This window comes from Alcanivorax limicola (genome assembly GCF_019931215.1).
Lineage (GTDB): Bacteria > Pseudomonadota > Gammaproteobacteria > Pseudomonadales > Alcanivoracaceae > Isoalcanivorax > Isoalcanivorax limicola.
Window position 1 is genome coordinate 227,636 of the sequence record NZ_JAIOUB010000004.1, and the last position, 12,042, is coordinate 239,677.

The following is a 12,042-nucleotide window of genomic DNA, read 5'->3' on the forward strand; positions in this document are numbered from 1 at the left end:
CAACGCCGGGCAGCACATCACCCGGCGACGTTTTCCTTTTCCCTGTAACGCCGTTTTGTGGCATGGTCTCAAGCATGGACCCGATACTGATCGCTGATGACCACCCCTTGTTCCGCGCCGCGCTGCGGCAGGCGGTAACGGCAGCGTTTCCTGATACACCCATTGAAGAAGCCGACTCTCTGGCGGCGCTGCAAGCGCTGGTCGAACAGCAGCGTGCTTTCAGTCTGCTGCTGCTTGATCTGCACATGCCGGGGACGCACGGCTTTTCCGCTGTTATCTATCTGCGCGAGCAGTATCAGAACACGCCGCTGGTGGTCATTTCTGCCAGTGATGAAGCCGACGTCATGCAGCGCGCCATCGGTTTCGGCGCCAACGGCTTCATCCCCAAATCCAGCAATCTGGACACCATGACAGATGCCATGAAACAGGTGCTCGGCGGCGACACCTGGCTGCCCCCTGTGGCACGCCACAGCACCGCCGTGGCGGCCTCCGCGAGTCAGCAGGAACTGGTCAAGCGTATCCGCAGCCTGACACCACAGCAGTTCCGAGTATTGGGTATGTTGCTGGAAGGCATGGCCAATAAAGTCATCGCCATCGAGCTGGAGGTATCGGAAGCCACCGTCAAAGCGCACATGACAGCCATCCTGCGCAAACTCGGGGTGCGCAATCGCACCCAGGCGGTGCTGCTGCTGCGTGATATCGCCATCGAAACCCCGACCTGACGGCTATAGCGACGTCAGCGTCTGATAGAGCGTCTCCGCATCCACCGGCTTTTGCAGAAACACCAGCCCCTGATCCAGCGCACGCTGCCTGACAGCCGGATCATGATTGGCCGTCATCAGGACCGCAGGCACCGCATCATCCCAACGCTGGTCCAGCGACCTGATGACATCAAACCCGTTCTCGTCATTGTCCAGTTGATAGTCCACCAGCAACATGTCCGGCACCCGGTCTGGCGTCAGCAGCGCATGGGCTTCCGCCTCGGAGCGCGCGCACAGCACATGGCAATCCCAATCCTCAAGCAGCGCCTGCAACCCGGCCAGAATCGTCGCGTCGTTATCCACGCACAATACCGTCATGCCATCCAGCCGCCGGGGCACAAAGGAGACGGCAGGCGCCGCTGCCGGGCGGCTGGCGTCATCAGCCAGCGGGATGGTCACAGAGAATACCGTCCCGCGGCCCGGCCATGAACGCACGGCAATCTTGTGCCCGAGCAGCTTGCAGATACGCTCAGCAATCGCCAGCCCCAACCCCAGTCCCTTGCCATGCTGCTCACTACTGGGCAGCCGTTTGAACTCACGGAATATTTCCTGCTGTTCTTCCAGCGTAATACCCGGGCCCGTATCCCAGACCTCGATGCGCACGGCGTCAGGCAATCTGCGACAACCCAGCAGTATTTTCCCGGTCGCCGTGTAGCGCACCGCATTGCCGAGCAGGTTCTGCAACACACGGCGCAGCAATTTCTCATCCGTGTGGACCATGACATCGGCAATGCGCCAACGCAGCGTCAGGTTGCGTGCCTCGGCCATCGCATGAAACTCGGTGGCCAGATTATGCAACACGCGGTCCAGCGATACGGGGCGCCGGTCTACGGGCATGGCGCCAGTGTCCAGCCGGCTGATATCCAGCAGATCACTGATCAGACTCTCGGCGGCTTCCAGTGCCCCGCTGATATTGCCGAGCATTTCCTGCGCACGCCCGACGTCATCCATCGGCCCGGCCTGCAATTTTTGCTGCAACGAAGAGCAGAACAGATGGGCGGCGTTCAATGGCTGCATCAGGTCATGACCCGCCGCCGCAAGGAACAGGGTCTTGCCCTGATTGGCGCGTTGCGCTTCAGCAATCGCCGATTGCAGCCGCTCGTTCACTTCCGATAGCCGTCGTGTACGGTCCGCGACAATCTGCTCCAGATTCTCGTTGATTTCCCGCAACGTCCATTCATCGCGCTTGCGCGCCGTGATATCCAGAAACGTGCTGACAAAACCGCCACCGGGCATCGGCATACCCGACACTTCGATCACCGTACCGCTGGGCAGTACCCGCTCGAAGTTATGCGCAGACCCCTCTCGCAACAGATTGACCCTGCGACGCACCTGATCGTGGATATCACCGTTGCCGTAATAGCCGCGCCGGGCGTTATAGCGGTACACGTCGGCGATAGCGCGACCGAGCCGGATCAAGCCATCCGGGTAACCAAACAAGCGTTCATAGGCCCGGTTCCAGGCAACAATATTCAGCTCGCGGTCGACCACGCAAATGCCCTGGTTGATGGTTTCGATGGTGGTCCGCAACAGCTGGTGATTGAACTGAATCAGCTGTGACGCTTCATCCATGATGCGCGCTACTTCGTGGCGATCTGCTTCCTGTTTGGTCAGCAGCGTACCCAGCAGAATGCGAGCGGAACTGGCGCCCATGGCGCCCGCCAGAAGGCGCTCGGTGAGGCGCACCAGATGCAGCGGCGCCGGTAATTCCGGCTGCCACAGAAACTGCTGTTTCTCAGCGTGTTCGCGGAACAGGGTTTCCGCCCGTCCCATCCCCAGACAACGCCCGGCCAGGTCCATCAGTTCGCCCTGGGTCACCAGGCCCGAGGTATCGGCATCACGCCACCAGTCCAGCGGCATATCCACAAACAGGGTCGCTTGAGAGCGATCCAGCGAGGAGGCACGGGCACGCCGGGAGAACCAGACATAGGCCGCCGTATTCAGCCCCAGGCTCCAGAGCACCCCGTGGGCCAGCGGCGACAACCCTTCCAGCCCGAACAACATCTGTGGCCGCAGTATGCCCAGCCCCAGCACGCCCTCGGCATTGGCATGCGCCAGCCACTCCGCCGAACCCAGACCAGGCAACAACAGACAGAACGCCCAGACCACAAACCCCACCATCAACCCGATAGCCGCACCGCGCGCATGCCCGCCACGCCAGTAAAGGCCGCCGAACAAGGCCGGCGCAAACTGGGCGACGGCAGCAAAAGACAGCAAACCGATACTGGTCAGGCGGGTAAAATCCAGCATCATCTGATGGAACATGAAGGCCAGCAGCAGCACCACGACAATGGCAATACGGCGCAAGCTGCGCACATTGGCGCCCAGCTCCTCCAGATCGTTGTGCAGGTTGACCCGCCGTCGCAGCCACAACGGCAACAACACTTCATTGGTCAGCATGATGGCCACAGCGATAGTGGACACAATCACCATCCCGGTCGCCGCAGCAATGCCTCCCAGGAACACCAGCAAGGTAAGCCAGGCTGGGCCTTCCAGCATCGGCAGCGTCAATACATAGAGGTCCGCCTGCGCAGCAAACTGGGGCTGTTGCACCAGGCCGGCCAGCGCAATGGGCAATACCAGGACAGCAAAAATACCGAGATAGACCGGCAAGACCCAGCGCGCAGTCCGTAGATGACGGAGATCATTATTCTCGACAACGGCGGCATGAAACTGCCGTGGCAAACAGATGATGGCCGCCATGGCCAGCAGAAACTGGGCAATGAAATCCTGCTCCAGCCAGCCAGAGGAAAACTGTTCGCTGGCGATACGCCGGATCTCCTCATTACTGAAAAAACCACCGGCGCCATCGAAAACGTAGAACAGGCAGAACAGCCCCACCGCAATAAACGCCACCAGCTTGACGAAGGATTCAAAGGCCACCGCCAGCATAAGACCGGACTGGTGCTCGGTTGCGTCCAGGTGGCGGGTGCCGAACAGCAGGGTAAACGCGGCCATCAGCAAGGCGACTATCAGGGCGCTGTCCATGTTGCTGGCCATATGCCCTTCGCCCGGCGTGAGCACATCAAAAGCGAGCGTCACCGCCTTGAGCTGCAGCGCGATATAGGGCAACACGCCGACCAGAGCAATCATCGTCACCAGCATCGCCAGGCGTTGATTCTTGCCGTACCGGGCCGCAATAAAATCGGCGATGGAGGTGATGCGCTGCTGTTTACCGAGGGTGACGATCTTCAGGATCACGGCGCCGCCCAGCACCACCAGCACGATGGGCCCCAGATAGATGGGCAGGTAGCTCCAGCCATGATTGGCGGCTTCGCCCACGGCGCCGAAGAAGGTCCAGGAGGTGCAGTAGACACCGAGGGCGAGGCTGTAAGTCCAGGGGTTGTTGACGAGCCTCGAGCGACGGCGCGCCGCACGATCCCCCCACCAGGCAATCGCGAACAGGATCAGCACATACAGCAGTGACAAACTGCCGAGTTGCCAGAGTGTAAACATCAAAGCTCCCTGTGCTGGCTCTTTTCACCCCGAGCCACCCCGACGCCTCACCCCGAGCCCCCGCACCAACCGGAGCCGGGGCCTCAGGCCGCCGCTGACCCTGCTTGCATACGAAGATACATCAATGCTGCCGTCGTGGCGTCCCCCAGTGCCGTATGCCGCCCCATCACCGGCACACCCAGCGCCTCCGCCATGGCCTCGAAGCCCACATGGGGCGACACATCGGGGTGGCTGCGGCGCAGGCGTCGCTTGTACTGCTGAATCAGCTCAATGCTGCGATTGGGGAGCTCAAAGCCGGTGCGTGGACGCAGGTGGCGATTGATAACGGCGACATCGAAATCGATACACCAGCCCACCAATGGACGATTACCCACAAAGTCGAGTAAATGCTCGAGCGCCTCGTCCACGCTGTGGCCCTCTGCCAGATCATCCGGACGCAGCCGATGGATACGGATGGAATCACGCTGCAGCCCGTGCGGGCGGCGCAGATGCAGGTGCAACGCCTGGCTGGTTTCCACGCGCCCGTTGCGTACCGGTACGGCAGCGATGGAGACCAGCTCCGCCAGGCGCGCATCAGGGCTGGTGGTTTCACAATCCAGCGCGATGACATCGCTGCCGTCGTGGGGCATGAACAGGTGCGCATAATCGCCCCCTGCGTGGCGGCGGCGGTCGGTGGCGCGGCGCAATGTGCGAAGCATGATGACCTCCTTTCTCCGGTGAGATATCAGTATTCCAGATGGAAGCGCCGGGACAGGCGCTGCTTGAATTCATTCACCACATGCAACGCATCGCGCAGCATGTCGCGCTCCAGTGAGCTCAACTCCTGAACAACAATATGGTTACCGTCGGGGTAGGTATCGCCGGCATCCAGGGCGGCAAGCTGGCGCTTCAGGCGCAGCTCGGAGAAGAGTGACAATGCTTCCCCCAGATCCTCAGCAAAGTGACGATCAGTGATGCCGCGCCCTGAAAGTTGCTCAAGGCGATCAAACGTCGAGGTTTCACGAATAGACTGAGACATGGCCAGCGCACGCACACCATGCACGATGGGGAAGATGCCGCCCTTCTTGATATCGATGCCATGCTCGGGTTTCTTCAGGGTGCCGAACAGGGTCAGCGGCGTCGAGAAACGCAGGACACCGCGGGCGAAATGCGACATCAGCACCTGATCGGTACTGCAGCGATCCAGCAAGGTGTCGCGCATGTTATCCAGCAACCCGGCATTGCCGACGATGGGGTGGGCATCCGCCATGATGGACAGGTTGAGTAGCGTGTCGCCCCCGCTGTCGGCAGCCCAACGCTGGATGCGCGCATGCCAGCGCGTCTGGCTGCCGGTCCAGTCCGGATTCGAGACCATCACATTGCCCGGACACGGCGGATAGCCGAGACGCAACAGTGTGTCAGTAAAACGGTTCATGGTGCCGGCCTGATCCGGCCAGATGGCACCGTCATCCAGAATCAGGCCGTTATCCTGATCGGTTTTCAGTATCTGCTCACCGCGCCCTTCACTGCCCATGACAATCAGGCAACCGGTTTGCCGATGCGGCTCAGGCACCGTGAAATGCCAGGCCTTGCTGATGATGCGGCCATTGAGCGCCGCCAGAAGGTCCATGGCAAAACGCAACTTCACGCCTTGCGCCATAAGCGCGCGAACAAGCTCCGGCAGCCGCGCACTGGCCAGGGCCAGCGTATCGAGATCGTCTGCTTTTTCAATTTCCAGACCCACCACGTAAGAACGGCTGGAAAAATAGCTGAGCACATCGGTCAGCTCGACCACGCCGGCAGGCCGCCCGCGATCCATGACGACAACCCGGGCTACTTCGTGGCGGGTCATGCTGACCAATGCAGAAAACAGGAACTCATCCGAGCGGGCGGTAACCAGATCGTAATGCGCAATGACCCGTGCCGGGTCCGCGTTGCAATGGCCGCCCAGCACCAGCGCATTGAGCAGATCTGTCTTGGTGACCACGCCGAATTCATTACCGCGACGAATCAGCAGGCTGTCCGCACGATGGGTTTTCAGCGCGCTGACCGCATCATGAATGCTGATATCGGCATCCATGATCAACGGCGGGCGCATGCAGTCTCTGATGCGGGCCAGCATGAAACCGGCGAGAGTCACGCCCCCTTCGCGCTGCTCCACCAGCAGCTGGCTCTTTTCTGTCAGACGCTGGCGAAAATAATCGGCAAAGGCATTATTGTGGTTGCACAGTCGCTGGAAAAGCTCACCCGGCACCAGGTAGCACAGGGTCTGCTGGTCTGCGACGAAGCGATAACGGCTCTTGCCATTGAGGACGCTGATAGCGCCAAACAGATCGCCCGCCGTATAGAGACCGATACGGGAACGCGCGCTCGGTGCGAGCACGTCCAGCTCCGTCACGGCCCCCTTGTGAATCAGATAAACCCAGTTGCCCGCCTGGCCGGCATCGAGAATCACTTCGCCCTTTTCGAAGTAGCTCAGATCCGCAGCACCACGCAACTGCTCCAGGGACACGGCGTCCAGCAGTGCGAAGGGCAGTTGTGTCAGATCCAGGTCTACCATGGGTGCGATGCTCTATCCATTGCAGTGTCCGTCAGCAAACCACGATCTCAATAAAAGCCCAAGGGGCTGCGCACTATACTTTCGTCCAACGCGCGCAAAACCCTTCCGCAACTCATTGATAGAAATGAAAAATTCATTTTGACAGGCATCATCCCTGTCCCATCAGACCAAAGTCTGGGATTTCTTTCCCGACGCCATTGACCAGTATGAATGTGAGTCGACCTCGCAAACCCGAAAAACAACTGGAGAGCAACTCATGGCAGATGACAAGAGTAACGCCGCAGCATACTGGAAGGCGAACCTTCGCCTCATCATCGGCTGCATGATCGTCTGGGCCCTCGTTTCTTACGGCTTCGGCATCCTGCTCCGGCCTCTATTGTCCGGCATTCCCATCGGTGGCACGGATCTCGGCTTCTGGTTCGCCCAGCAAGGCTCGATCCTCACTTTCATTGGTCTGATCTTTTTCTATGCCTGGCGCATGAACCGGATCGACCGCAAGTTCGGACTGGGGGAGTAAACCAGCATGAGCCAATTTGCCATCAATCTGCTCTTCGTGGGCGCCTCCTTTGCGCTGTATATCGGCATCGCCATCTGGGCGCGCGCCGGGTCAACGAAAGAATTCTACGTCGCTGGCGGCGGCGTGCATCCGATCACCAATGGCATGGCGACAGCCGCTGACTGGATGTCGGCAGCATCGTTCATTTCCATGGCCGGTCTGATCGCGGCCGGCGGCTACAGCGCCTCGACCTTCCTGATGGGCTGGACCGGCGGCTACGTCATTCTCGCCATGCTGTTGGCGCCCTACTTGCGCAAGTTCGGCAAGTTCACAGTGCCGGATTTCATCGGCGACCGCTTCTACAGCCGAACCGCCCGCGTCATTGCGGTGGTCTGCCTGATCGTCGCCTCGGTCACCTATGTGATCGGTCAGATGACCGGCGCCGGCGTAGCCTTCTCGCGCTTCCTCGAAGTCCCCAGCAATGTGGGCATCTGGATCGCCGCTGCCATCGTCTTCCTGTATGCCGTGTTCGGTGGCATGAAAGGCATCACTTACACTCAAGTCGCCCAATATGTGGTACTGATCGTCGCCTATACCATTCCCGCGGTGTTCATTGCCCTGCAACTCACCGGCAACCCGATTCCCATGTTCGGCATGTTCAGCACACATACCGAATCCGGCATTCCACTGCTGCAAAAGCTGGATGACGTCGTTCGCGCACTGGGCTTCCAGGACTACACCGGCGATGCCTCCAGCAAGCTGAACATGCTCCTGCTGACACTGTCACTGATGATCGGTACTGCAGGTTTGCCGCACGTCATTATCCGCTTCTTCACCGTACCCAAAGTTGCCGACGCACGCTGGTCCGCTGGCTGGGCACTGGTATTCATCGCCTTGCTGTACCTCACTGCACCGGCTGTGGCCTCCATGGCGCGCCTGAACCTGATGACCACCATCTACCCGGAAATGAGCGGTCAGGTCGAGAGTTATGACGCCGCAGCCAACAATCCGATCTTCTATGAAGACCGTCCCGAGTGGATCCGGTCCTGGGAAGAAACCGGCCTGATCACGTTCACCGACAAGAACAATGACGGCCGCATCCAGTTCTACAACGACGCCAACCCGGACTTCGCCGACACCGAAGCGACCCGCGGCTGGGCCGGGAACGAACTGGTGGTGAACAACGACATCATGGTGCTGGCGAACCCGGAGATTGCCAATCTGCCGCCCTGGGTCATTGGTCTGATCGCAGCCGGGGGTATTGCTGCAGCACTTTCCACGGCAGCAGGTCTGTTGCTGGCCATTTCGTCCGCCATCAGTCACGACCTGATCAAGAAGACCATCAACCCGGCGATCACCGAAAAAGGCGAGATGAGAGCAGCACGTATCTCCATGGGCGGGGCCATCCTGCTGGCCACGTATCTGGGGCTTAATCCGCCCGGGTTCGCGGCCCAGACGGTGGCGTTAGCGTTCGGGATTGCGGCCGCCACGCTGTTCCCGGTGTTGATGATGGGCATCTTCTCCACCCGCATGAACAGCGCCGGCGCCGTCGCGGGTATGCTGGCCGGCCTGGTGACCACCTTGCTGTACCTGTTCACCTACCTGGGCTGGTTCTTCATTCCCGGCACCAACATGCTGGCGAATACCCCGGAGAACTGGTTGTTCGGCATCTCGCCACTCGGCTTCGGCCCGGTGGGTGCGCTGGCCAACTTCGCCGTCGCCTTTGTGGTATCCCGCCTCACAGCACCACCGCCTTTGGAAATCCAGCAGCTGGTGGAAAGTGTGCGCTACCCCAAGGGTGCTGGCCTCGCAGTAGACCACTGAGCGATACTGTCCCGGACCCGATGTGATGGGCCGGGACGCCAATAACGATCGGGCCTCCCTGCGGGAGGCCCGATTTGCTTTGAGGCTTGAGAGCCTCCAGGAAAGATAAATCATGATATGGCACCTGATCGCAGCAATTTTCGCCGCCCTGGGCGCCGCAGGCATTGCTCTGCTACTCCGTCTGGCCAGTGGCAAACGACTGCCGCGCTGGATCATCCCGGTTTTCGCAGGTCTGGGGATGCTGGGTTACCAGATCCATTTCGAGTACACCTGGTTCGAGCACAAGCGTCAGCAACTGCCCGTCACCGCCGAGGTCATCTCCGCCGAGGAGCGCAGCATGCTGTGGCGCCCCTGGACACAGTTTTTTCCCATGACCGTTGCCTTCAACGTGATTGACCACGAACATCTCGTTACGCGACAGGTCAACAGCCAGACGCTGGTTGAATTTGTGCTCTATCGCTTCGAACGCGAGTATGTCGAACAGGTCTCCGCCCAGCCTTATCTGATGAACTGTCACACCGCCGAACTGGTGCCACTGGCCAGTGAAAACCGGCCGCACACTGAAGCACTGCGGACCATGGCCCGCACCTCGCCGCTTTACCGCGCTGTCTGCGCGGGGTAGCCTCTTGCCTTTATTGTGGTATGAGGCTGTGTGATGGGACAGCGCGACTTAATGTGCCAGATGGCGCACCGCATGGTGCGACCGGCGGTACGCAAGCACTGCGTGCTTGCCGCCACGCTGGCGCTGCTGCCGTTGCCGACAACAGCCGATATCTGGACAGAACCCGCCCCCCTGCGCCGAGACGCGCTGCTGGAAGGCCGGCAATTCAATTACAACAGCGAATCTTTCCTGCATCGTCTGAGCTTCAGACAACTCTCGGAACGTCCCTGGTCAGATGCCGACGGCCTCAGCGGTACAGCGGGCAGCTCGCGCAGCGACGAGCTCTATCTCGACATGTTTTTGCAAAAGACACTGCGCGCGGACGATGGCCGTAACGAGGCCTTCGCACGCATGCAGCGTTCCGAGGATTTCGACGGTCGCTTCGACCGGCAGATCATCGGGTTCGGCCATCGCGTCGGGGACTATCGACTGGCCATTGCCGGCGATGTGCAGGCCGACAAGGCCGAAACGGATGTGCAGTTCGAGGCGCAATGGCAGCCCGACAACTATCGTCTGGCAAGACTGGCCCTGATCCTGCCGGACGCCTACTTCAACGACAAGACACCCCGCGATGCCGAGTACCGCACCAAACCCCTCAGTTATTTCGCCCATGCCCGTATCGGCGGCTCACTGAATGGTCATCCCGGATGGGGCTTTCAGGGCGCCCTGACATACTCGCCCCCCGCCCGGATTATTGATCACGAGATGGGCATTGACGCCAGCGGCAACCGCACTCGCGCCATGGTCGAGATAACGCTGCCGGCACAGGGCGCCCTGCGGCCCCAGGTTCGCCTGGAAGGCGAGCGCAGCACACGCAGCTTCAACTTCACCCGCAGTGATGAACCTGCCGACGATTTCTTTCGCCGACGCATGCACAGCGTGCGCCTGATGGCCACCCACACGACGGCACATCTGACGCCGTCGTTCGGTATTTACCATCTGCGCTTGCATGAGTCAGGCTGGTTTGGTGACAACCTGGCCGTATCCGGGCGCGAGAGCCGTGATGAGTTGATCGGTTTTATCGGCATACGTCAGCAACTCGGCGATCGCTGGCATTGGGAACCGGCGCTGTATGCCGGCCATAGCAGCGTGATCCAGGTGCAGGTGGCCGACACCCTTTCCGGGGATGAGCAGAACAAGGACGAAAATGAATGGCAGGGCAAGTTGGCGCTACCCTTTCGCTACACGCTGGATGAAGCCAACGGCGCAGTGCTGACCATCAACCCGACCCTGCGCCTGCACCGGGCGGCGTTCGGCGGCGGCAACATCCAGCTCCACTGGCCGTTCTGATTTCAGGCCTCTATAGCGGCCAGCATCGCCTGCGCTGTACGCTCACGCCGCAATTGCTGGTGTAGCTGTTCTGCTTCGGGCCAGCCACGGCGCAGGTAGTTGAGCCACTGTTTAACGCGCCCGGCTTCCTGCACCGGTTTGCCGGTACCGATAATCGTGCGCACAAAATCCGCCAGACGCGCCTGCAACTGTGGCCATTGCCCCCCTTCCCCGGTACGCAAGGCAAGCGCCAGATACGGGTCGCTGACAGCGCCGCGCCCCAGCATCAGTGCCTGACAACCGCTTTCGTGACGGCACCGCGCCGCATCTTCCGGCGTCCATATTTCGCCATTGGCAATCACCGGTAACGCCACCGCCTGGCGCACAGCGCCAATGCGATCCCAATAAGCGGGCGGACGGTAGCCCTGCACCCGCGTGCGCCCATGCACCGTTAGCCAGCTGGCGCCTGCCGCCGCCACAGCGCGCGCATTGTCCAGCGCCCGCGCATCATCATGATTGCCAAGCCGCATCTTGGCGGATACCGGTATCTCGGCAGGTACCGCCTCACGCACTGCGGACACGACACGGTAAACCAGCTCCGGCTCATCCAGCAGCACCGCGCCCCCGCGATGCCGATTCACGGTCTTGGCCGGGCATCCGAAATTCAGATCAACGGCGGGCGCGCCCAGGCGCACAGCCAGCGCCGCATTGTCCGCCATGCAAGCAGGGTCCGACCCCAGCAGCTGCACATGCACCGGCGTACCGCTGCGGGTGCGCGCACCAGTACGCAGCTCCGGGCACCAGCGATAAAAGACTTTCGGCGGCAACAGCATGCCGTTGACACGGACAAATTCCGTGACACACCAGTCGTAACCACCAATATCCGTGAGGGCCTGCCGAATCCAGAAATCCGCCAGGCCTTCCATGGGCGCAAGAATGAGTTTCATGGCAGTATTCTACGCTACACTCTGCCCTCAGTTCTCTATCGCCCGTTGCGAGGCTTTCGCTGCAGTGGCTTACCTTCATCGACCCGGCG

Annotated in this window: 9 protein-coding genes; 5 read left to right on the plus strand and 4 right to left on the minus strand. The window is 60.7% G+C overall.

What is annotated here, in order from left to right:
* Positions 1–74: 74 nt before the first annotated feature.
* On the plus strand, positions 75–722 hold the full coding sequence (locus tag K8B33_RS13880) for a response regulator (RefSeq protein ID WP_223427548.1): 648 nt from the start codon (positions 75–77) through the stop codon (positions 720–722).
* Between the two features lie 3 nt (positions 723–725).
* Here the strand turns inward: K8B33_RS13880 and K8B33_RS13885 are convergent, their stop codons facing one another.
* The 3 genes from K8B33_RS13885 to K8B33_RS13895 form a co-directional block, all read right to left on the minus strand.
* A complete protein-coding gene (locus tag K8B33_RS13885) occupies positions 726–4,217 on the minus strand; it encodes a hybrid sensor histidine kinase/response regulator (RefSeq protein ID WP_223427549.1) in 3,492 nt (1,163 codons plus the stop codon).
* 83 nt (positions 4,218–4,300) lie between these two features.
* Entirely contained in the window at positions 4,301–4,915 is a 615-nt protein-coding gene (locus tag K8B33_RS13890) for a 3'-5' exonuclease (protein ID WP_223427550.1), read from the minus strand.
* Positions 4,916–4,941: 26 nt separating this feature from the next.
* Positions 4,942–6,756 carry a putative nucleotidyltransferase substrate binding domain-containing protein gene (locus tag K8B33_RS13895; RefSeq protein WP_223427551.1) on the minus strand — a complete coding sequence of 605 codons (1,815 nt, stop codon included), beginning with the start codon at positions 6,754–6,756 and terminating at the stop codon, positions 4,942–4,944.
* 256 nt (positions 6,757–7,012) lie between these two features.
* Here K8B33_RS13895 and K8B33_RS13900 point away from each other — a divergent pair, with 256 nt between their 5' ends.
* From K8B33_RS13900 to K8B33_RS13915, 4 genes are all read left to right on the plus strand, one after another.
* Positions 7,013–7,273 (plus strand): DUF4212 domain-containing protein, encoded by a 261-nt coding sequence (locus K8B33_RS13900; RefSeq protein WP_223427552.1) that lies wholly within the window; start codon positions 7,013–7,015, stop codon positions 7,271–7,273.
* Positions 7,274–7,279: 6 nt separating this feature from the next.
* Positions 7,280–9,076 (plus strand): sodium:solute symporter family protein, encoded by a 1,797-nt coding sequence (locus K8B33_RS13905; RefSeq protein WP_223427555.1) that lies wholly within the window; start codon positions 7,280–7,282, stop codon positions 9,074–9,076.
* Positions 9,077–9,188: 112 nt separating this feature from the next.
* Positions 9,189–9,698: a hypothetical protein gene (locus K8B33_RS13910; protein ID WP_223427558.1), complete on the plus strand. Its 510-nt coding sequence runs from the start codon at positions 9,189–9,191 to the stop codon at positions 9,696–9,698.
* 33 nt (positions 9,699–9,731) lie between these two features.
* Positions 9,732–11,027 carry a hypothetical protein gene (locus K8B33_RS13915; RefSeq protein ID WP_223427560.1) on the plus strand — a complete coding sequence of 432 codons (1,296 nt, stop codon included), beginning with the start codon at positions 9,732–9,734 and terminating at the stop codon, positions 11,025–11,027.
* A 2-nt stretch (positions 11,028–11,029) separates the two neighbouring features.
* Here the strand turns inward: K8B33_RS13915 and K8B33_RS13920 are convergent, their stop codons facing one another.
* Positions 11,030–11,953: a tRNA dihydrouridine synthase gene (locus K8B33_RS13920; protein ID WP_223427563.1), complete on the minus strand. Its 924-nt coding sequence runs from the start codon at positions 11,951–11,953 to the stop codon at positions 11,030–11,032.
* Positions 11,954–12,042 lie beyond the last annotated feature (89 nt).